15 protein-coding genes are annotated in these 22,726 nt (G+C 42.0%); 2 read left to right on the top strand and 13 right to left on the bottom strand.

From position 1 onward, the window contains the following. Positions 1-11: 11 nt before the first annotated feature. The gene (locus AACZ11_RS01665) at positions 12-1,106 is read left to right on the top strand and encodes an MBL fold metallo-hydrolase (RefSeq protein ID WP_290625724.1); all 1,095 of its coding nucleotides are present in this window, start codon (positions 12-14) and stop codon (positions 1,104-1,106) included. Here AACZ11_RS01665 and AACZ11_RS01660 read toward each other — a convergent pair. From AACZ11_RS01660 to ruvB, 11 genes are all read right to left on the bottom strand, one after another. Next, complete coding sequence (locus AACZ11_RS01660; RefSeq protein WP_290625723.1) at positions 1,103-3,208, bottom strand: gliding motility protein RemB; 2,106 nt, start codon at positions 3,206-3,208, stop codon at positions 1,103-1,105. The genes AACZ11_RS01665 and AACZ11_RS01660 overlap by 4 nt on opposite strands. Before the next feature lie 121 nt (positions 3,209-3,329). After that, positions 3,330-4,133 carry an energy transducer TonB gene (locus tag AACZ11_RS01655; protein WP_290625722.1) on the bottom strand — a complete coding sequence of 268 codons (804 nt, stop codon included), beginning with the start codon at positions 4,131-4,133 and terminating at the stop codon, positions 3,330-3,332. Between the two features lie 108 nt (positions 4,134-4,241). Next, positions 4,242-4,958, bottom strand: coding sequence for an energy transducer TonB (locus AACZ11_RS01650; protein ID WP_290625721.1), 717 nt, complete (start codon positions 4,956-4,958; stop codon positions 4,242-4,244). Between the two features lie 245 nt (positions 4,959-5,203). Next, positions 5,204-5,938, bottom strand: coding sequence for an energy transducer TonB (locus AACZ11_RS01645; RefSeq protein WP_290625720.1), 735 nt, complete (start codon positions 5,936-5,938; stop codon positions 5,204-5,206). A 36-nt stretch (positions 5,939-5,974) separates the two neighbouring features. Continuing rightward, the gene (locus tag AACZ11_RS01640; RefSeq protein WP_290625719.1) at positions 5,975-6,361 is read right to left on the bottom strand and encodes a VanZ family protein; all 387 of its coding nucleotides are present in this window, start codon (positions 6,359-6,361) and stop codon (positions 5,975-5,977) included. Continuing rightward, complete coding sequence (gene gcvH / locus AACZ11_RS01635) at positions 6,327-6,707, bottom strand: glycine cleavage system protein GcvH (protein WP_290625718.1); 381 nt, start codon at positions 6,705-6,707, stop codon at positions 6,327-6,329. The genes AACZ11_RS01640 and gcvH overlap by 35 nt, the downstream gene beginning before the upstream one ends. 24 nt (positions 6,708-6,731) lie before the next feature. After that, complete coding sequence (gene sprA / locus AACZ11_RS01630; RefSeq protein WP_290625742.1) at positions 6,732-13,946, bottom strand: cell surface protein SprA; 7,215 nt, start codon at positions 13,944-13,946, stop codon at positions 6,732-6,734. Positions 13,947-13,985: 39 nt separating this feature from the next. After that, positions 13,986-14,567, bottom strand: coding sequence for a Holliday junction branch migration protein RuvA (gene ruvA, locus AACZ11_RS01625; RefSeq protein WP_290625717.1), 582 nt, complete (start codon positions 14,565-14,567; stop codon positions 13,986-13,988). A 79-nt stretch (positions 14,568-14,646) separates the two neighbouring features. Then, a complete protein-coding gene (locus tag AACZ11_RS01620) occupies positions 14,647-16,947 on the bottom strand; it encodes an NADP-dependent malic enzyme (protein WP_290625716.1) in 2,301 nt (766 codons plus the stop codon). Between the two features lie 60 nt (positions 16,948-17,007). Next, positions 17,008-17,931 (bottom strand): tRNA epoxyqueuosine(34) reductase QueG, encoded by a 924-nt coding sequence (gene queG / locus AACZ11_RS01615; protein WP_290625715.1) that lies wholly within the window; start codon positions 17,929-17,931, stop codon positions 17,008-17,010. Between the two features lie 22 nt (positions 17,932-17,953). Continuing rightward, a complete protein-coding gene (gene ruvB / locus AACZ11_RS01610; RefSeq protein ID WP_290625714.1) occupies positions 17,954-18,976 on the bottom strand; it encodes a Holliday junction branch migration DNA helicase RuvB in 1,023 nt (340 codons plus the stop codon). 157 nt (positions 18,977-19,133) lie between these two features. On the opposite strand from ruvB, the gene AACZ11_RS01605 reads away from it, so the two are divergent. After that, positions 19,134-19,643, top strand: a complete 510-nt coding sequence (locus AACZ11_RS01605; protein ID WP_290625713.1) for a peroxiredoxin-like family protein — start codon at positions 19,134-19,136, stop codon at positions 19,641-19,643. 171 nt (positions 19,644-19,814) lie between these two features. Here AACZ11_RS01605 and AACZ11_RS01600 read toward each other — a convergent pair whose 3' ends face one another. Next, the gene (locus AACZ11_RS01600; RefSeq protein ID WP_290625712.1) at positions 19,815-21,641 is read right to left on the bottom strand and encodes a cbb3-type cytochrome c oxidase subunit I; all 1,827 of its coding nucleotides are present in this window, start codon (positions 21,639-21,641) and stop codon (positions 19,815-19,817) included. Positions 21,642-21,660: 19 nt separating this feature from the next. Further along, entirely contained in the window at positions 21,661-22,722 is a 1,062-nt protein-coding gene (locus AACZ11_RS01595; protein WP_290625711.1) for a cytochrome c oxidase subunit II, read from the bottom strand. Positions 22,723-22,726 lie beyond the last annotated feature (4 nt).

Here is a 22,726-nt window from a genome sequence, read left to right as displayed (position 1 = left end):
AAAATACCGTTATGCGACATTCCATATTATTGTTTTGCCTTATTTTTTCTATAGTCCTATCAGCGAACGCTCAAAAAAAGACGAGTGAACTTACCGACGATGAAAAAGAAAAAGCTGCTGCCGTTAAGGCTGAAAATGATGGACTAAAACTTACAAAACTTTCAGAAAATATCTACATGCTGGAAGGCAAAGGAGGCAATATTGGGCTCTCTGTTGGCGAAGACGGTGTTTTTATGATCGATGACCAATTTGCAGATGCCTCCCCTATAATTCTCAATAGAATTAGATCCTTAAGCTCCAAACCCATTCAGTTCTTGATCAATACCCATCATCACGGTGATCACACCGGGGGGAATTCAAACTTCAAACAGGAGGGCGCTGCAATCATTTCTCATGAAAATGCACGTAAAAGACTTTTGGAATCCGGAATGGAGCAGGCACAAAAAAAATACGATGCTGCCTACGAAAAAGCATTGACAAAAGCTTCTTCAGATGGAGGGAACAATGAACGAGCTAAAGAAATGGCTAAAAAATCGGTAGGTGAAGTACAAGACTACTTAGAGATCGATCAGCAGAAACTACCTGTGGTTACGTTTGACGACGATCTTACCTTTCACTATAATGGAGAAAAAATCATGGTTTTTCATGTACATGAGGCCCATACGGATGGTGATGCCCTAGTCTATTTTACTGAAAGTAATGTGCTACACACAGGAGATGTTTTCTTTAACGGAAAATATCCTTACATCGATGTCGCTCACGGCGGGGATGTATATGGTGCCCTCAAAGCACTAAATGAGATCAAAATGCTTATAAATGAGGACACCAAGATCATCCCCGGTCACGGTCCCGTAGCCACACTTCGTGACCTGAATGAATCTATTGGAATGCTAAGATATCTTACCGAGCAATACGCTTATCATTTTATGTCAAAGAAAAGCAAGGATCAAATTTTAAAACTAAACCTTACCAAAGAATATGATGCCGAAGGGTATGGTGACGGTTATATCAAAACAGCGCAGTTTCATGACATGCTATTTGCCGAAACACAAGACAAATACGGAATTCCTAAAGAAAAATTAGAAGCTCAAGACAACGACAATTAAAAGTCGTAGTACCAGTTGAATAGATCGGTGCGAATTCCAAAATTGATCCAAGTGGTTTGATTTTCGAAGACACTTTCGGTGTTGAATTCAGGTTTGAAATCCCTAAAGATCAAACTACCATATACCTTCAAATTCGTGGACGGATTGATAAGATATCCTGCTTGTACTTCGGTGTGAAAAAAATCGGTGGTGTTTCCCTGCCCTAATTCATTTCCAAGATCCGAAGGTCTGTTATCCTCCGTCCCATAGATATCTCCTCCATAGAAGAAAGGATCCTCTGTAGTGTTTACTTCCAACCCTCGTTTGGCTACAATTACTTTCAGGTCGCCAAAAATCCTTCCGTATTGATAGCGTGCAATTCCAATAAATTCAGAAAAATTAGCTCCTAACGTATGCGCCATGGACTGATTGTTATGTCCATAGTTCAATACAATGGAATTGTGCGAATAGGTATAGGGACGTACACGGTTGTATTCTGCCTGTAAGTACAAATTGTCCACGCCGAATGCGTTGTAGTATTTTGCACCAATTTGGTACCCCACTTTATTCTTATAGCTCCCCTCACCTCCAAAAATATCTCCGGAAGAAAACTCATCGATTATCAATTGCGAATAAGCATTCACACGATCAGTAAACTTATACTTGGCGCTCAATCCAATAAGGGCATTCCCCCCGCGAGAACCGGTAGAAAATTCGATCGCTCGATAGAAGATCACCGGATTTAAATAATTAAAATCAAAGCCTCTGTCGTTGTCATTTTCCCAGATCACCGACTCAAAAAGTCCTATATTCAAACGTTTGGTCACGTTGTAACTTAAATAGTGGTTTGCCATGTACTTTGTTCGAAAAGAACCGTCTTGTGTTACTTCAGAACGGACATCGCGCAACGACATCCAAGTGTTAGTATACTTCAGTTTCCAAAAGGTCGTATTTAATTTAAAAAAAGGATAGGGACTCGCATTGTCGCTAAATAACAAAGACCGATACCCGTCCCCAATAAAGTTCTTTCCATGACCCAGTTGAATATTAAAATGCTTTGAAGGAGTATATGAAACATGCCCTGTCGCAATTGGATAATCGTAGGAATCACTTCGAAACCTCTTGGCAATTCCTCTGCCGGGAATGATGGCAGGATTCCCACCGTCGGGCTTAATAGACTCCGCATACCTATTGAAATAATCGGCGAATCTCCCTTGGCTCTCATACACAACTGCAAAAAAGTTGATCTGTTTCCCAATACCTCCCTGCGTATAGACCAGTCGGGTATTGTTGTAGGTATCTATATCTGCATCCAGATCGCGCCCCACTTGGAGATCAACACCTGGATCCAAGGTGAGCCAGTACCCATCACCCTTTATAGTGACCATGTGCTCATTCCACCATTTTCTTCCTAGCCATGACGATTTGTTCTTTACCAGTTTTTGCTGTTCGCTCTCGAAATTATAATAGGCATTAACTTCACTATACACGTATGGTTTTTGAGCAGTGTGATTGTTCTGCCCCACACGGTTTAGAGCGGGGTCGAAAAGGCTGTACTGATGGTGTGACAACGGAATATTAATGCTACTGCTGAATTTTTCATTAGTGTAAGGTTTATTTTCAATCGCATCGTATTCTTCTTTTAAAAATGTGATCGCTTCCGCTTCGGAACGCTGTTTTGATTTTACTGAAGTGTTTCCGATATTTCTTTCAGAAGGCATTACCAAAGGAATTTTTATAGGCATGGTAAATTGCACGTAACTGGGATTACCGTTATAGGTAGCAGGAACAATAGTAGGAAGTAGTTCAAATACTCTGCGTGCCTCTTCTTTTAATTCGTTATAAAAAGCTTCAACATAAAGTACCTTGAAGACCCCTTCGGAGTTCACTTCAAAAAAAACAATCACTTCTCCTGTGTAATCTTCTGAAACAACCACTTGAGGAACTTTGAAATTGCTATACACAAATTGTTGCAAAGTGGTGTTAAAACATGTTTCCAATTGACTTACAGCTACTTCTGAACACTCAGGAAAGACAGGATATTTTTCAAAACCGGACGTATTTTTTTGTGCAATACCAATAAAGGACATCAACAAAACCTGAAGCAGGGCAAGTTTTTTCATGGAAATAATGATATATCGAATAAAACGGAAAGATACGTTTTTTTACATTGCACACCATGATTTAACTGAAAACCGCCCATGAGAGAATCATGAGCGGTTTACCAAAGTAAGTTGTCTATTGTTATTGAATTCGAAGCGTAATGGGCACCGTATAAAGAACCGATACATTTTCTTCACCTTGCCTTCCGGGGCGCATTTTTGGTAATTGGTCGATCACACGCATGGCCTCATTCTCCAGTTTTCTATCTGCTGCCCGCGCGCGTATATCCGTTACATAACCCTGTTCGTCGATCTTAAAAGTTACCGAAATACGCAATGGTTTCGCGCTATTGTACCCGGAGAACTTATCAATATCGAATTTTTTTGCAATGAACTGGTTGATCTTAGAAGACATACAATCTACGCGTTCTTTATTATTAGACAATGACTCACAACCCGGAAACACAGGAACGAACTCCACGCCAAGAATGCTTTTAGGACTAGAATCTTTAGGGGGCACCGCCACGGGCGGCGTGGTAGTGACCACCGGGTCCTTTGGAGTTATGTCGGTAGGTTCGGTAGGTGTTTCTGTGACCGTAGGTGTTGCATTGTCAATAGGTTTAATATTTACTAATGGAGCCTTCTTAACCGGTTTGGTAATCTTAACTTCCTTCTTAGGCGGAACTACAGGTGCGGGTGATGCATCTTGGATCACTACATCGTAGATGGGAGGCTCTTCCAAATAGAAATCATCTGCGATGGTTCGAGTTGTTGGAGTGAGTCCGATGGTACTTTCCATAACCACGAATACCGCAAATAAGCTAACAATAATACCTAATTGAAAGAATAATCTGGAATTCCAGTTGATATTAATGCGTTTTTTATCCTCTCTTTTTGAAAGCATTTTTGGTTGGTTGCTTTTAAAAATGTTTACAAGTGATCTCATAATCGTTGTATTTAAGGATTAGTATCATATTATAGAAACAACAGTTATGCCACAAAAAAAGCCCCGAGCACATGCTCGGGGCTTTATATAGTATAATCAAATTGAAAATTACTCTACTTGGAATCTAATGGGCAGCGAATAAAGTACTCCCACCGGTTTACCTCGCTGTTTTCCGGGGATCATTTTAGGCAAGGAACTTACCACACGTACAGCCTCTTGTTCTAACTTGGGATGTGGTGCTCTCGCTCTTACATCTACAACATTCCCATTTTTATCTATCTTAAACTGAACGAAGATTCTCTGAATTCCTTCCAGCCCCAGGTCTGCCGCCAGATCGGCATTGAATTTTTTCTTTACAAATTTATCTACCTGCTCAGACATACACGCTTTCTTCGCATTGTTTCCGCTCGCGCTTTCGCATCCCGGATAAACAGGCACGTTCTCAATAACGGCAAATGGAACATCTGCAATTTCCTCTTCCACAGCTTCTTCAATCTCTTCGATCTCTACGATCTCTTCTTCTTGATTGGTTTCTGTGGATTTAATTATGGTCTCTTCCACCTCTTCCTCATCTTCCACTACCTCGATCACTTCGGGAGCCGGCGGTGGTGGTGGTGGCGGTGGTGGTGGTTCAATTTGTTGGGTAATAGGTATTTCTTCTTCCAGTTCATCACTAACCGCTAATGTATCGGTTTCTAAAGACCTGTCGTAGGTCTTATATTCGATAGCTTGCCAAGCAATAAAAAGCATCAAGATCATTCCCAATTGGAAAAATAACATGCTTCTTCTGCTCAAATCAGCTTTCGGGTTTTTCTTAGGTTCCATAATAGAGTATTTATGCAGTTGCTAAAATATATAAAAACAATTGTATTCTAAAGCGAAAATAAAAATTAACGTGCGAAAAAAAGTTTTTCAGGCATTTGCTTCGGAAAAACTTACAGTAATATCGAAAGACACCTTCAAAAACAACTCCTTTACATTCTCTTTACACTTCCCATAAGCATCAATTATTATGCCACAGAAAAGGCCAATACTTGGTACTGGCCTTACATTGAAGCATCTCTATCTCGCTAATTTTCTACTTGAAACAATATGGGAAGACCGTACAGGACTCCTACAGGAACCCCGCGTTGTTTCCCGGGGATCATTCTTGGAAGGGATTTGATTATTTTTACGGCTTCCTCCTCAAGTTTTGGGTGAGGTGCTCTGGCGTGTACATCGGTTACATTTCCTTGTTTATCAATTTTGAACTGTACAAAGATCCTTTGCTTACCCTCAAGACCAAGTTCAGCGGCAAGATCGGCACGAAAGCGATCTCGAACAAAGTCGTCCACCTTATCCGACATGCATTTCTTTTTTGCGTTATTATCTCCGGCATCTTCACAGCCGGGATAGATGGGCACATTTTCAATAACCGCAAAAGGCACATTGACAATTTCCTCTTCTTCCTTCTCTTCTTCGATCTCCTCAACGGCGAGGATCTCAACGATCTCATCGTTTTGATTGGTCTCTGTGGATTCAATGATCGATTCCTCTATATCGGCCTCATCTTCAACCTGTAGGATCATTACCGGAGTTATGGACGGTGGCGGAGGCGGAGGCGGCACGTATTGAGAATCTGTAATTGGGATGACCTCATCAATAGCATCTGAGATCTCCAACTGACCTTGTTCTATGGTGCCACGATTGTAGCTCTTCCATTCTAAGGCCTGCCATGTAATAAAAAGCATAACGATCATCCCTATCTGAAAGAAAAGGACACTGCGTTTGCCAAGATCGAAACGAGGGTTCTTCTTGATTTCCATATCCGGTAGTTTAGGTGACATTACTATTTCATCTCCTTATTTTCTAAAGAGTCTGAAAGTAATCAGCCCTAGCACACTGCCAATTCCGTTGGCAACAATATCGAACACGTCAAATTTACGTGAGTTGGTGAACCAGTGCTGAAGTACCTCTATACTGCAACCGTATAAGAAGCACATCACTAAAACTACCACAATAATTTTGTTAGAAATATGATTTTGGTCAGTTAACATCGTATGCCTCAACCAGATAAGAAGCAAGATCCAATGTACAACAATATGAACTACCTTATCAAAATAAGGTAAGGAAATCCCGGGAACGTTGGTGGCTGGGAGCAAAAAGGCCACCGTTACCAAGATCGTATAAAAAATCCCTAATGCTAGAAATAAATTACGCGCCGATAAGTTCTTTATACGCTGCGGCATCTAGTAGGTCATCGATTTCGGAAGGGTCAGATAGCTTTAATTTGATCATCCATCCTTCCCCATAAGGATCAGAATTGACCTTTTCGGGTTCCGATTCCAAACTCTCATTGAACTCAATGATCTCTCCGGAAAGAGGCAAGAACAGGTCGGATACGGTTTTTACGGCTTCGACCGTACCAAAAACCTCTTCACGATCCAAGGTTTCGTCCACCGTTTCTACTTCTACATAAACAATATCTCCTAATTCACCTTGGGCAAAATCGGTGATCCCAATAGTTGCTATATCCCCGTTAATGGAAACCCATTCGTGGTCTTTCGTATATTTTAGGTTAGAAGGTACACTCATAATACTTATAATTATTGTTCTTATTTAGTTTCCAAAATTGTACCGAAGTGTGATTCCACTTCGAATGGTTGTTTGTGGGAAAGCCGTAGATATGGCATATTCTGAAAACGTATGGTCGTAGTAGAATAAAGCCGTTAGATTCTTACTCAAGGCATAATCCATGGTGAACTGAAGTCCGTAAATGGTTTGTCCCGCAGTGGTTTGGTTGTTCTGAATGTCCAGATACCGGATGATCGTTTTATTATCGCGTCTTGAAAGATCTACTTTAAAATTAAGGTCACTCTGAAGGATCTTCTTCTTTCCACCAAAATTTGTCCCAATTTTCAAATCCTTAATGCGGTACCCTAATCCTAAAACTATTTCATCTCCTTTGATCTCTGTCAATAGGTTGTTCGCAAAACTCAAGGACAGTGCTCTGTCTTTGCGCAACTCTGCTAGGATCTTGATCGAATTTTTCATTTCAAAATCGATTCTAATAAGGGGAGAGAATTGCTCTGTTAAATTTACATTGGTCAAGAATACAGGACTTTTAAAATTCCCAGCTTGGTCAATAGATTCAGGGTCATTCCTGTCGTAGTCCAAATTGGTTTGAAATTGATTCACGGTATAGCCAGCTCTGTAGCCATGTTGGACTGAGAATCGTTTAAAACGCTTCTTGAACCATTCCAAATTCATCAACCCTGTATATTTCACATCCCAATTGGGTAGTGGCACATCTCTAAAGATCCCTGTCTTTTCATTGGAAGCATCGCTTCCTTTATATGCTGCTAAGAATGCGGGCAGCAAGACATCTTGACTTGTTTTACCAAAACCTACAGGGTACCCCTCCTCATCTCTTGGGAAATCTGCTGTTTCATAAAATTCGGTCGCTAATCGGTTTGCGATGATCAATCGGTTGCTTCGGAAATCGTCGAAAGCAGCAGAACTATTTTCGTCACTAGTGCTGAACGCAGTTTTAATAAGCAAAGTAGAGATGCTGAAGTTTCCGAAGGTGTTTGGCGTCAGAGAACGGTATAACTCGTTTTCTACGATATAGTTTTCCGTATAATTTTCAGAATAGATCCTGCTTCCGTTAAAATCGATCTTCAAATCGGGAAGTAGTTCCATATTTACCTGTACATCAAGCTGTCTGCTTTCTACCTCGGTGTATTGCTCATTGAATTCGGGATATAAGGTCAACCAACCCTTCCGCGCTGCTAACTCCCGAATTTCTGCCTGACTTCCAAAGGTAAATCCGGCAGTAGGTTTCAAAGTTCCTGCAAAACCAATGGAAGGGGTATAACCCGGCAAGAAGATCCCGTTATTCTCCTGATAGTTCAATTGGATCTTTTTAATGGAGGTTACGAGTCCTATTAACGTGTTCACAGCTTTGTCGCCTCCGCTTAAAGAGCCCCCCGTGCTGTTGCCTGCAGAAGCATCACCCCCTTGTGAATCTAGAACGCTCTTTCCTTCATTATCACCTCCTTTAGTGCCATTTTTATCGCCTCCCCTAATATCAACACCTTTACCTCCTGATGGCCCTCCAGTATCTCCGGCACCTGCTCTTCCGGGCTTAATTTTGGTCAACCCAATGTATCGATAAAAATTATTCATATCAAGACTGGAATTGATTCGATGTGTACTTGCATTTTGTATGGAATTCCCAAGATCGAAAGTTTCGGTGGTTCCATCTGCCAGCGTAATGGGAATGCTATTGAAGAGGTCGCTTCCGTCCTGCCATTGGAAATCTCCGGTATAGGAATACGTTGCGCGAATAAACTTCAAAAACGGGAATTTACTAAAAGGAAGGTCGTAGTTCACTTGTAACGATTGGAAATGCTGGTTGGGCTCCCCTATTTCAAAGAAACCATCCCAAATTCCCACAGAATTATCTACGACTCCTTCATCGTCAATAAAATTATTTACAATTCTATTGTTGGCCGAATTAAAATTGAAACGTAAAGATTTTGTCAAGTTGTAATTCAAGGTATATTGCCAATCGAATAGAAAATTGCGTTGGTACAGCGTTGGAAGTCCAATATTCCCCGGCAACAATGTTAATTCTCTAAACTTCTGTTCGTTATATTGACGAATGATGTTTGAACTTGCTGTTATATTGGTTGGCAGTGCGTTGAAATTTAAATCCTTTAAGAATTGCCAGTATTTACCGGTAAAAAGCGAATCGTTCTTCTTGAACGGTTCTACTGTTATAGGAGCAAAATTGTAGTTGTAGGTCGCCCCGACACGAACGTTCTGGTCAAGAGATTCTTCGATCTCAAAATCATGATGATCCACTTGATTGTAGGAATAGGAGAAAGTGAAATTCTCTATATCATACGGCATTGGTTTCCCGTCTCCGGTTCGATCCTTACGCACTCCAATAAAATTAACACTTTGCCTCTTGGTATAGTCTACAGATTGTTCTTTGATCAAATCCTTTTCGGCTTCATCTTCCGTATTTTCAATACGTGTTTCTAATTCAATATCTTGAAATTCCGGATCGAACTGAGGTGTAATCAACTCTTCGGCCCGACCATAATTAAAAGGTAATTGAATGCCCCATTTTGCGGGTAATAATTGCCCTAAATTTACATTGGTAACAACATCATACTGTTGTACATCTTCTCTGCTACGTTGATTGGGACCTTGTTCAATAGACCCAAAACCAACGGTGCTTCGTCCGGCCGTAGCACTTACAGTGGCAAAATCGGCGATATTGGCATCCATATTCGCCAAGGCAGCCCATCCCCCTTCATTCTTTAATTCTGAAAGGCGGAGTTCGTTGAACCAAGCTTCACCGCACACCTCATTGGTATTCGGGTTCTTAAGCCCCAGCATGATCGTTCGTACATTTCCGAAGCTTGGATTTCCTTTGATCCCAATTCGAAGATCGTTCTCGGGTCCTGCCGCAGAATCCGGATCCAGATCTTCCTGATTAAAATAAGTGATCTGCAACGGATCGTTATTTTGGTCCCCCAGCGCTCTCGTTTTCACTTCCTGCAGTAGCCGCAGCGGTAGATTCAAGCGGTTCTCTATAGGCCAAACAACCTCCGGACTTAGCGATTCGGGAGAAATATTTAACGGTATCTCTATCTCATAGAAGTTCTGGTCTAGGTCGGTTCCAAGACGGATGAACGCCACCAGATCTCCATCGGAAGGTACGGTCTCATTGTCCAATGCCTGCGCGTGGATGAACATTTCCAGATTCTCATACTGTCGCATATCGACATTAAAATTCTTATATACTCCACGACCGTCACCACCTTCGAGACCACAGACTCTTAACACTAGAGATTGCTCATTTTGGCGAATGATATTGTTATTGTTGTTCAACTCTTCACGAATTACACCCGGAGGTAAGACGTAAATCCCACTATTTTCTTCGATACTTACGGTCTCCACTTCGAACAAGGTATCATCCTGGTCGGGATCCTCACCAGAGATATCCAAGGAATTTGCATACCGTCTATAATCACCCCGTATCAACTCTAACGTTCCAAATCGCAACACGGTAGGTTGTTCAAAACCGGTTACGTACATACGCATAAAACGAATCGATCTAAAATCGGATATCCCGTTCACGGCACGATCTGCCTGATCAATAGGTACTTTAAACTGTACCCACCGAACATCTATTTGATCGTTGTTGGGAAGGGTTAATCCTGTGATGATCTTTTCATCTGTAATAAATTCGTTGTTGGCACTACTCATATCACGAGAGATCGGGATACGGTATTCGTAATAACTATCTACCGTGTTCATGGTATTGTCACGGTTAATATCTTCCACGTCGGGTTGTGCCGTAGAACCGCGGTTATCGTTTGTAACAATTTCCGGCGAGTTCCCTTCAGTACCGTTATATTGTCGGTAACGTTCAATGATGGTTCCTTCAGCCTGAAGAAAGTACAAGTAATTATCCCGAGCGGGATCCGGCATTCCGCCAAATAACGGGAACATGGTCGCTTCAGAAGCATCATTGATCCCATCATATCCAATATCCTGATTGATGCGCTCTTGCCCTTGTGTGTCGAATGTATATACTAAGGATTGGTTGGTGGGTACTTTCCCATATACGGTTGGTGTCGTGTTCATGGTTCCACCATCTTCAGGTAAGCCATTTTCATATTGCTTTCTTCCGTCTTTGAGAACATCTTCAGAGATATTTCCCAAGTTAAAATACAATTCTCCATCGTCTATAATAGAATCATCGTGAAAGTAAGGGTCCATGATCCAAAACTGAATGTACTCAACGTTCGAGCGTTCAAAATCGGTGGTGGTCAATGCGCGTGTTATCCCTCCAAATCGTGTCTCCGGATTAGGCAATGTATTGGTCCCGTTTGCCACCGGATTATAGTTATATGGTCCGCGTTCACTTGGGTAATACGAAAGATCCAAAGTGAACAACGCTTGGGTTTGTCCTTGTATAATATCCTGCTCGGGAAAGATCTCGTTTCTAAAAACACGACGTGTGAACGGGGATGATAAATCATCATCAGAAATACCGTCCGGTCGCTGCGTGCTGTAAAAAATAGGATCGATAGTATACCAGTCTAATTTTGCCCGATTGTAATTGTAAGCCAAGTTGCCGTTAGCCGCTTCACCACCAAATCCTATGGGTGTACTCCCTAAAAACCAAGAAAGCGGGCTACTTATATCAAGAGCTGTTTGCGATGCTTCGAAATCATCCACATACACCGTGGTTTTTCCGTTAAAGTCTGAAACCTTAGGAGCTCCGGGCATTAAGTAGGCAAATTCGCCTCGCAGGGATATATTGGAGGCTACATCGGTATCTATATTTGGTAATTTGTTGACCAATCGCGTCAAGAAGGGTACTTCTGTAGAATAATTTGCATTAAATCCAAAGATAGTATTATTGATAGGCTCCACATTGTAGTTGGACTTCTGTGTTAACGGACGTTCATTCAGATTTAAGTAAGTAGCCCCTATTTGAAATTTATTACTGAATTTATGTTCCACATTCAATCCCGTAAATCGTTTTGTCTGCTGACCAAAAAGGGTGTTGTTTTCCGTAGAAATATTTATGGGTGTATTAGAATTCAATAGGGCAGGGTCTAAAATTTGAACACGCCCTAACTGATAATTTACGGTATAATCGACCCCTTCTACCAAAGTACGCCCATTGGCAGTAACGGTAACAGATCCCGGTGGAATATTGAACGCGCCAATAGGAATCCCGTCGGCCCCTGTAGACTTATAACTTCCCTTTAACTGAAAGAAATTCTTATCACTATCGTCCTGCTCTGCCTGTGTTTTTGTGGTTCGGTAGAGCGATCTGTATACATATCGTTCTTGGTTGGCATTATAACTTGAAGGAATGTTGTAGTCCGGACTTCCGGCATTCTCGGGACAAACAGACCCTTGTAATTGCTCAAACAGGTATTCCCCAAAGGGTTCCACACTGGTAAAGATGATACGCCCGTTCTGTGTGTCTACAGTAATCCCCGGCAAAAAGTCGAAGAAACCGTCACCGCCTTGTTGAGGGTCTCCATTGGTATTAAGCCTGTCTAAGTTAAAGATTTTCAGTAGAATATCATCCAAAAGAACATTGTCCTTTATTTCACCATTGGGTAAAGGAGCCTCGCAAGACTGACTTCCGGGCACCGGAGTAATATAATTTAATGGGGACGGACTTGTATACAGTATATTTAAGCGGAAATCTTCTTGCTCCAATTGGAAAGCTCCCAATGGGTAGATATTCTTCATCATCAAATCCCAAATGGGTTCACTAACATTGGTAATATTACTTTTAAGCAATTTTACTACCAAATTTTGTGCGATCCCTGCAACCGGTGGTTCATTCGGGTCGGTGTTAGGGATCTCTCCTCCCGAGGCATCCACTCCGTCATTGGAAAATTCTCCCACTTGAAAGACCTTTCCATTCACCGTGAATTGGAACGCGATCGCAAGCACCTCATCATTGTTCAAACGCTGGTTTAAGGAAATATATCCCAATTGTGTGTTGAGGGTATATTCGCTTTGAGTAAGTCTTCGGGCATTTTCCAAAGTCACGTAATCGGTCCCCTCACTTACAGGAACACCACTAAAACCCGCCTGAACCGAAGCAATATCACGAATGGATTCGTTAAGCACTGTAGGTACACCGGGATTATTTATTCCAAAGGGGTTGAAATCGTTGTTCGAGTTATCGGGAAAGGAACCTCTGGGTTTATTGATGAAGCCACCCGGCGGCACGGTAAGCCCTATATTGGTAGGGTCAGACTCTCCAATATCTTGGATTGCGACGATATTTCGCACATCGTCTGTACGGTTCGTCCTATTAGTGATCCAAACTTCTGCTCTTGTAATTTGTACATTCGAGTTGATAAAAGGATATTGACGCAACGCCCGATCGTAGTTATCTCTAAAATAATGTGCTAGAAAAAAGTGTCTGTTCTCGTCATATTCGGAAGCATAAAGTTCGAAATCGGTAACTGTGGCTCCTCCTTCGGCGACAACAGAGCGCGTTTCAGATTTTTGTTCAGAAAAGACTCCTGTAATCGTCGTTTTCCCAAACTGAAGCTGTGTTTTTACCCCAAAAAGACTTTGCGCTCCTTGAATTAACGCGCTGTTGAGTGGCATATTTACATTTCCCACTTCTATTTTTTGAATGATATCGTCTTCAGTAGGGGTATATTCCAGTTTGATTTGATTTTGAAAATCGAATGTTGACTGTGTATCATAATTGGCCGTAACCTGAAGCCTCTCTCCTACTTTACCTAACAAACTCAGGCTAATACGTTGGTCAAAATCAAAAGAGAGATTACTTCGATTTCGCGGCGAAAAAGCAGGGTTATCCTGTTTGGTGTACAACAGCCCCAAATCCATTTCTACGCTACCTTGCGGAATAACCTCAATAGTATTCCCCCCAAAAACCGACTCGAAAAAGTTAGAATTCACATAAAAGGTTGGCAGTAGATTCTTTTGAGCTTCTTCAGATCCTTCCTTACGTCCATCGGCAGCATCGATCTTTTCTTTGAAATAGGCTTTCATTTGCTCCTTCATAATGAGCTCCCTATATTCTTCAGGCGTTAATATAATGGGGTAGGTTATATTGAAATTTCCTAAGGTTTGCGTGTAGATATACCGATCTGTAATGGGATCGTAGGTATATAAATCCTGAATGCTTGGAGGATTGGGTAAATCTATACGACCCATGGAAGAACCCGTAGCCGTAGAATCTTGCGCAACGGCTGCAGTAAAACTGCCAAAAATGATACTTATAATTAAAAAAAGCCTGATAAAGCTGTGGTTGTAATCGTAATTTTTTGCGCCCAATTTTTACAAATTTTTTAAAGCTTGTTTTATAATCATCTCCACTGTTGCGTCCGGGTCTTGCTGAACAATCTTATCGCAAACCTTTTCGGCTTGTTTTCGAGCAAAGCCTAGTGTCTCCAAAGCAGATAACGCTTCATTTTTATTCGTATTGCTCGAAACGGCAGAAATAGGTGACAAACCGTATACTTTTAAAATTTTATCTTTTAGGTCCAAAATAACACGCTGCGCGGTCTTGGCACCAATACCTTTTACCGATTGAATTGTTGCGACGTCCTCTGCCGCAATGGCTTCTGTTACTTGCTGTGGTGACAGTGAGGAAAGCATTGTCCTCGCCGTGCTAGCCCCAACACCCGAAACGGACAGCAACAATTTAAAAATTTCACGCTCCGCCGCCGATGAGAACCCGTACAAGGTATGGGCATCTTCTCGAACCTGTAAATGCGTAAATAATTTTACATTTTCACTAGCGGGGAGTTCAGAAAATGTATGTAACGAAATATGAATTAAATACCCTACCCCATTACAGTCTATCACTACATCCGTTGGATTCTTCTCTACCAGTCTGCCCTCAATGTGGGTAATCATTCGTTAATAAAAAGTTAATGGCTCAAATATAGTATAATTATTTCGAGTCGGCACGCTTGAAAATATGAAAAAATCTACACTAGGATTGGCGATTTTTAAGGTCTCGCTCTCGTTTTTCCTTTTGTTGAGCATCGACTACCGATACGGCTGCCATATTCACAATTTCCTCAACACTGGCTCCTAACTGAAGAATATGTACCGGTTTTTTCATTCCCAGCATTATTGGACCTATGGATTCGACATTATTCAACTCTTTTAATAGTTTGTAGTTGCTGTTGGCAGAGTCAAGGTTTGGAAAGATCAATGCGTTTACTTTTTTTCCCGCCAATTTTGAAAAAGGAAACTTTTCTCGTAGCATATCCGGATTGAGCGCAAAGTCGGTTTGCAGCTCTCCATCAATGATCATATCCGGGTTTGATTTGTGTAATAATGCTACCGCTTCACGAACCTTGGAGGCATGCGGATCCTTTGAAGATCCAAAATTCGCATAAGAGATCATGGCAATAACGGGCTCCAGACCAAACATCTTCATGGTGTAATTGGTCATTTGGGCGATCTTGGCCAACTCTTTAGCTGTAGGATCTATGTTTATAGACGTATCTGAAAGAAACAAGGGCCCTCGTTTTGTGAGCATTAGGTTTGTTGTGGCCACTTTACTCACCCCTTCAAACTTTCCAATGGTTTGTAGTACGGGTCGGACCGTGGAAGGATACGATCTGGCATAGCCCGAGATCATGGTATCTGCATCTCCCTCATTGACCATCATTGCACCAAAATAGTTACGTTCGCGCATTAGTTTCTGTGCGGCATACAGGGTGATCCCGCTACGCCTTCTCAGCTTCCAGAACTTTTCAGCATATTCGTTCAGCTTTTCTGTTTGTTCATCACTTTTAGGATCCATGATCTCAACATCGGCCTCATAATCAATTTGCTCCATAAGTTCATGGATAATCTCCTTCCTCCCTAATAAAATAGGATACCCAATACCTTCTTCATGCACGATCTGTGCTGCCTTTAACACGTCCAAATGATCTGCTTCCGCAAACACGATACGCTTGGGGTTTGTTTTTGCCCTATTAACAAGTAATCGAACAATCTTATTGTCGCTACCCATGCGCTCGTAAAGTTCATCTTCATATTTCTGCCAATCGGTGATGGGTTCAGTTGCAACGCCAGATTCCATGGCAGCTTTTGCCACTGCAGGCGGGATTTTAGCAATAAGTCGGGGATCAAATGGTTTCGGAATAATATAGTCCCTCCCAAAATTTAGTTTGGTTTCACCATAAGCGATATTCACCTGCTCCGGCACCGGCTGTTTGGCCAAGTCGGCCAAGGCCGTAACTGCAGCCATTTTCATAGCTTCATTGATCTTGGTAGCTCTCACGTCCAACGCACCTCGAAAGATAAATGGAAAACCTAATACATTATTCACTTGATTCGGGTGATCGCTGCGACCGGTTGCCATGACAAGGTCTTCTCGAGTAGCCACGGCTAGGTCATAATCAATTTCGGGATCGGGATTAGCCATTGCAAAAACTATTGGATTGGAGTTCATGGCCAACAACATTTCCGGGGTTACAATATTGGCAATGGAAAGTCCAACAAACACATCGGCATCTTGAATCGCTTCTTCGAGGGTATTTATCTTTCTAGACGTTGCAAATTCTGCTTTTTCTTCGGAAAGGTTTTCCCTATCCTTGCGAATTACGCCGGTGCTGTCTAGCATGACAATATTTTCGGCTTTAGCACCAAATGCCTTATATAAGCGAGTGCAGGATACGGCAGCTGCCCCTGCACCACTAATCACGATCTTGACCTTTTCAATTTCCTTTTCAGTAATCTCCAAAGCATTCAACAACGCTGCCGCCGAAATGATTGCGGTTCCATGCTGGTCATCATGCATGACCGGAATATTGAGTTCGGCTTTCAATCGTCTTTCGATCTCAAACGCTTCCGGGGCTTTAATATCTTCAAGATTGATCCCACCAAATGTGGGTGCAATATTCTTTACGGTAGCAACAAATTCATCTATGTTCTCAGTATCGATTTCAATATCGAATACGTCTATATCGGCAAATATCTTGAATAGCAATCCTTTTCCTTCCATCACAGGCTTCGATGCCTCCGGACCAATATTCCCAAGACCTAAAACCGCTGTACCATTAGAAATCACCGCCACAAGGTTGCCTTTGGCCGTGTACTTATACACATTATTGACGTCCTTCTCAATTTCCAAACAAGGTTCTGCCACTCCCGGCGAATAGGCCAAAGCCAGATCTCGCTGCGTTGCGTACTTCTTGGTAGGAACCACTTGGATCTTCCCGGGTTTCGGTTTTGCGTGATATAAAAGTGCCTCGCGGCGTCTGCTTTGTTTACTCATAATTCTTGGTCTCGAACTTACAAAGGTAAGAGGTTACCCGAAATGAAGAAAGATTCGCCGTTAATCTTTTAGGAACTTAATGTTGCGCTTAAGACCTGAGAATTTGGTACGTTTCACAGCACTTTTTTGAAATAAATCCTGAAAAACTTCTTGGGTGATCTCTTCCCAATCCTTTTTATTCATGCTAAGCAATTCAGGGCTAGGCTGTAATAAGGGTTCCTTATGACTTTTACTGAAACGGTTCCACGGACATACGTCTTGGCAAATATCACACCCGAACATCCAATCTTCAAATTGGCCCTTGGCAGATAAAGGTATCTCATTCTTTAGTTCTATGGTATAATAGCTTATGCATTTACTGCCATCGACCACATAGGGTTCTACGATGGCTTGTGTCGGACAAGCATCGATACACGCGGTACATGCACCACAGTGATCGGTAACCGGGCTGTCGTAATCCAGTTCCAGATCAAGAATCAATTCAGCGATAAAATAGAAGGACCCCACTTGTTTTGTGAGTAAATTACTGTGTTTTCCCATCCAGCCCAAACCACTTTTGGCTGCCCAAGCTTTGTCTAGGACCGGTGCCGAATCAACGAACGCACGTCCCTGAACTTCTCCAATTTCTTCGGAAATAAAATGTAGGAACTCCTTTAGCTTATCCTTAATTACAAAGTGATAATCGGTCCCATAGGCATATTTTGATACCTTGTAGGTGTCATCTCTTTGAAATTCTGAAGGGTAATAGTTAAGCAACAATGAGACCACGCTTTTAGCATCCGGGACTAGCAAAGTGGGGTCTAGTCGCTTGTCGAAGTGATTCTCCATATAGCCCATCTCCCCGTGGCGGTTCATAGTGAGCCAATGTTCGAGTCGCGGTGCTTCTTCTTCTAAAAATTCGGCTTTACTAATGCCGCAGGACAAAAATCCGAGACGTTTAGCTTCGGTTTTTATAAGTTCGGTATGCTTGTGTTTTGTATTCAAAGTAGGATGTAGACTTTTCTGTTCAAAACAATCCTCCTTGTGTACCCCCTTTTAACTTTCCGAGATGTTTGTAGGCCGCTTCAGTAACTTCACGTCCGCGAGGTGTACGCATGATAAACCCCTGCTGGATCAAAAAGGGTTCATAGACCTCTTCGATGGTTTCAGAACTTTCAGAAACAGCCGTAGCAAGGGTGGTGATCCCGACCGGCCCTCCTTTAAATTTGTCAATGATGGTCGTCAATATCTTATTATCCATCTCGTCTAAACCATGCGCATCGACATGCAATGCTTCCAATCCAAATTTGGCGATCTTGATATCGATGGTACCGTTTCCTTTTATTTGGGCAAAATCCCGAACACGTCTAAGTAATGCATTGGCAATTCGCGGAGTTCCCCGGCTCCTACCTGCAATTTCGATAGCCGCCTCCATAGATATTGGGACATTTAGGATCCCGGCACTTCTTTGAACGATCGTTGTCAACAATTCGGTGGTGTAGTATTGTAATCGGGACGAAATGCCAAATCGTGCACGCATGGGTGCCGTTAGTAATCCAGACCGTGTTGTAGCTCCTACCAATGTAAAAGGTGCCAGATTGATCTGGACCGATCGCGCATTGGGCCCGGATTCTATCATGATGTCGATTTTATAATCCTCCATGGCCGAATATAAATACTCTTCCACAATTGGACTGAGCCGATGGATCTCATCAATGAACAACACATCCCGCTCTTCGAGATTGGTTAGAAGCCCTGCCAGATCACCCGGTTTATCCAAAACAGGTCCGGAAGTCACTTTAATTCCTACTTCCAACTCATTTGCCAGAATATGTGCGAGCGTAGTTTTTCCTAAGCCGGGAGGGCCATGAAAGAGCGTATGATCCAAGGCTTCGTTACGCAAATTGGCCGCTTGAACGAAAACCTGTAGATTTTCCAATGCTTGATCCTGACCTGTGAAATCATCAAAGGAAAGGGGGCGCAACTTTTTTTCAATTTCGAGTTCTTGAGGAGAAAGATCCTCACCTGATGGATCGAGGTGTTCGTTCATGTAACAAATATACGAAGTGTTTCTCAACAAGATTCAATGAGTAAGCGTATTTGTGGTTACCGAGCAATGCATTTCTTCACAATGAATTAACATGTATTTAGCAAAGGTTTGGGAGACACTTTCAGAGTCAACCCGTATCTTATCAATAAAAACTGTTATGATTAAACCAACTGAAAAAGTACCCTCTCTTTCCATAGATTTGGTGAACGGAACACGTTGGGTCCTTGGAGATCAGCGTCCTGACCAATTTACAATGATGATCTTCTATCGTGGGCTCCATTGCCCTGTGTGCAAAAAATATTTAGAGCGTCTTCAAACTAAGCTTCCAGAATTTACAGATGTGGGTGTGAATGTGATAGCCATAAGCATGGATTCTGAAAAGAGAGCGAAAAAAACATATGAAAAATGGGATATTGAAGACATCCCGTTAGGATACGGATTGGATGAAGCCACTGCGCGCAACCTTGGTCTTTACATTTCGCATGCGATCAAAGACGAAGAACCGGACGTATTTTCGGAACCCGGTTTGTTTCTTGTAAATCCCGATGGCACACTCTACGGTTCAGCTATCCAAACTATGCCCTTTGCCCGGCCCGAGTTTGATGCATTGATAAAAGCGATAACATTTGTTAAGGATGAAGGATATCCGGCAAGGGGTGGAAAATAAAAAATCCGAGAACGGTTGCTCTCGGATCCTTTATATTAATGTTCTCGTCGAACACTAATAGAATTAAACCTCCTTCAAATTTAAAGCAGGATCGTTCAAAACGCAATACGGGAAATCACGTAATTATATAAAAAAATCCTCTCATATTGAGAGGATTTTTTAGTAATGGGGTTAATGATGCATTTCTTCTTCATGCTCTTGCATGGGTATGTGTTGCGGAACAAAGTCTTGTCCGGGAATCACATAATCAGTTTCATCTTTGTTGAGCTTACTATAATCGTAGGCCCATCTATGTACTTCAGGAATAGGACCATCCCAGTTTCCGTGAATATGTTTTACTTCGGCAGTCCATTCTAACGTGGTAGCGTTCCAAGGATTTTTCGGCCCTTTCTTTCCGTAGAACATAGAATGAATAAAGTTGTATAAGAAGACCACTTGAGCTGCCGCTGTAATGAATGCGAAAATAGAGATTACTACATTGACATCTGCCAGATCATCAAAATAAGGGAAGTTCGTATTGGTATAGTAACGTCTCGGTAAGCCGGCCATTCCAATAAAGTGCATAGGGAAGAATACCCCATAGGCTCCAATCACAGTTACCCAAAAATGTACATAGCCCAATTTCTTATTCAACATACGACCTTCAAACATTTTGGGGAACCAATGATATACTCCTGCAAACAGTCCATACAATGCAGAAATACCCATTACCAAGTGGAAATGTGCTACTACAAAGTAGGTATCGTGTACGTTAATATCCAAGGCACTGTCCCCTAGAATGATCCCTGTTAAACCACCCGTAATAAACGTAGATACAAATCCTATAGAAAACAGCATTCCGGTGTTCATTTGAAGGTTTCCCCTCCAGAGCGTTGTGATCCAGTTAAAGGATTTTACAGCAGAAGGTATTGCGATCAGTAGGGTGGTAAAGGTAAATACCGATCCCAAAAACGGATTCATTCCTGAAATAAACATGTGATGTCCCCAAACAATCGTGGACAAGAATGCAATAGCTAGAATAGAAGCGACCATCGCTCTGTAACCAAAAATTGGTTTACGCGCATTGGTGGCCATAATTTCTGAAACCATTCCCATGGCGGGCAGAATCACGATATATACTTCCGGGTGTCCTAAGAACCAAAACAGGTGTTCGAACAATACAGGAGATCCCCCCTGATTATGTAGTACTTCACCGGCTATATAAATATCTGAAAGGAAGAATGATGTTCCAAAACTCCTGTCCATGATTAGCATTAAGGCTGCTGAAAGTAATACCGGGAAGGAAACCACCCCAATGATCGCTGTCACAAAGAAAGCCCAAATAGTCAAAGGAAGGCGTGTCATCGACATACCTTTTGTACGCAAGTTAATTACAGTCACGATATAGTTCAACGAACCAAGCAAAGATGAGGCAATAAAGATCGCCATGGAAACAAGCCAAAGCGTCATTCCCGCTCCCGATCCCGGTATGGCCTGCGGTAAAGCACTTAACGGTGGATAAATGGTCCATCCGGCAGATGCAGGTCCTGCTTCAACAAATAAGGACAATACCATGATTACACTCGAAAGGAAGAACAACCAATACGATACCATATTCAAGAAACCGGACGCCATATCACGTGCTCCAATTTGAAGCGGAATCAATAAGTTGCTAAAGGTACCACTCAAACCGGCCGTTAACACGAAGAAAACCATGATCGTACCGTGTATGGTAACCAATGCTAGATAGACGCTTGGATCCATTACGCCCCCTTCACCCCACTTGCCTAAAAGGACCTCGTAGATGGTGAATTCTTTGTCGGGCCAGGCAAGTTGTAATCTAAAAAGAAGAGACATGGCAATTCCGATGATTCCCATAAACAATCCGGTAATTAGGTATTGCTTTGAGATCATTTTATGATCTTGGCTAAAGATATATTTAGTGATAAACGTCTCTTTATGATGATGCCCGTGATCGTCGTGATGATCTACTGCGTGGTCGTGTGCGTGTGCTGACATATCTTTTTAAGCTATTTTATTATTGTTTTAAAGCTTCGGCAATGGTTGCTTGTTGAGCGATCCATGCGTCATACTCTTCTTGTGTTTCCACTACGATCTTCATTTGCATATTATAGTGGTTGGTTCCGCAAATTTTATTACAAAGGAGCAGATAATCGAATTCATAAGGCTCTAAAGCTTCTTCGCCCTTGGCAGCCAAAGCAGCGCTTTTCTCTCTTCTGAGTTCATTGATCTTTTGAACTTTCGCTACTACTTCTTCATCTTGACGCATTTCTGCTGTTGTGATGGTTGGGGTAAACGCAAATTGCGTAATCATACCGGGGACACAGTTCATTTGTGCTCTAAAATGCGGCATATATGCAGAGTGTAGCACATCCTGAGATCGCATCTTGAAGATTACTTTTCTACCAACAGGTAAGTGTAATTCGTTCACCACAATATCATCTTGAGCATTCGGGTCTGAGGCATCCACTCCCAATTGGTTCACTCCTTCTATCAATCGAACGTTTGCTTCTCCTAAGGTATTATCATTTCCCCCGTAACGAGCTCTCCAGTCGAATTGATACGCGTAGAGTTCAACCACCATGGGGTCATCTTCAGTATCGATATTCATGATATCGGTCCAAGTAAACAATCCGTAGATAATAAGACCTGCCAACACAATTACCGGAATGATGGTCCATATAAATTCCAGTTTGTCATTATCGGCAAAGAAGGTAGCTCTTTGTCCTGTTTTACCTCTATATTTAAAAGCAAAGTAACTAAGCAACCACAATGTAAAAAACCCTACAATGAAAATAAGGATCATAGAGACCAACATGAGGTTATCTATTCCAGTACCGTGTTCTGAAGCTGCTTTTGGAAGCAATACATCTCCCCATTTCCAAAAACAGACAATAAGGAGTAAGTAAGTGAACAAGACAAGTCCAAGCATAAGGTAACCGTTAATATTGTTATCCTTATCGTCGGCAATCTCTGAAGTGTCTGTTTGCTTTCCTCTTGACATTTTAAATATCTTGCTCATTTGCAGGGCAGCAACTCCAAAAAGAATGATTACTAATACTACTAAAAATGCGGTCATCGTT

This window comes from uncultured Altibacter sp. (assembly GCF_963972995.1).
GTDB lineage: Bacteria > Bacteroidota > Bacteroidia > Flavobacteriales > Flavobacteriaceae > Altibacter.
Note: the sequence above shows the minus strand (reverse complement) of the source record. Positions and strands in the feature narration are given on the sequence as shown.

What these genes read in the sequence shown, in the direction of transcription:
- AACZ11_RS01640 (WP_290625719.1), bottom strand. Translation starts at nt 6,361, where the DNA reads ATGCCGCAGCGTATAAAGAACTTATCGGCGCGTAATTTATTTCTAGCA.
- AACZ11_RS01595 (WP_290625711.1), bottom strand. Translation starts at nt 22,722, where the DNA reads ATGACCGCATTTTTAGTAGTATTAGTAATCATTCTTTTTGGAGTTGCT.
- ruvB (WP_290625714.1), bottom strand. Translation starts at nt 18,976, where the DNA reads ATGAACGAACACCTCGATCCATCAGGTGAGGATCTTTCTCCTCAAGAA.
- AACZ11_RS01660 (WP_290625723.1), bottom strand. Translation starts at nt 3,208, where the DNA reads ATGAAAAAACTTGCCCTGCTTCAGGTTTTGTTGATGTCCTTTATTGGT.
- AACZ11_RS01655 (WP_290625722.1), bottom strand. Translation starts at nt 4,133, where the DNA reads ATGAGATCACTTGTAAACATTTTTAAAAGCAACCAACCAAAAATGCTT.
- AACZ11_RS01645 (WP_290625720.1), bottom strand. Translation starts at nt 5,938, where the DNA reads ATGGAAATCAAGAAGAACCCTCGTTTCGATCTTGGCAAACGCAGTGTC.
- AACZ11_RS01620 (WP_290625716.1), bottom strand. Translation starts at nt 16,947, where the DNA reads ATGAGTAAACAAAGCAGACGCCGCGAGGCACTTTTATATCACGCAAAA.
- AACZ11_RS01665 (WP_290625724.1), top strand. Translation starts at nt 12, where the DNA reads ATGCGACATTCCATATTATTGTTTTGCCTTATTTTTTCTATAGTCCTA.
- AACZ11_RS01605 (WP_290625713.1), top strand. Translation starts at nt 19,134, where the DNA reads ATGATTAAACCAACTGAAAAAGTACCCTCTCTTTCCATAGATTTGGTG.
- gcvH (WP_290625718.1), bottom strand. Translation starts at nt 6,707, where the DNA reads ATGAGTGTACCTTCTAACCTAAAATATACGAAAGACCACGAATGGGTT.
- ruvA (WP_290625717.1), bottom strand. Translation starts at nt 14,567, where the DNA reads ATGATTACCCACATTGAGGGCAGACTGGTAGAGAAGAATCCAACGGAT.
- AACZ11_RS01650 (WP_290625721.1), bottom strand. Translation starts at nt 4,958, where the DNA reads ATGGAACCTAAGAAAAACCCGAAAGCTGATTTGAGCAGAAGAAGCATG.
- AACZ11_RS01600 (WP_290625712.1), bottom strand. Translation starts at nt 21,641, where the DNA reads ATGTCAGCACACGCACACGACCACGCAGTAGATCATCACGACGATCAC.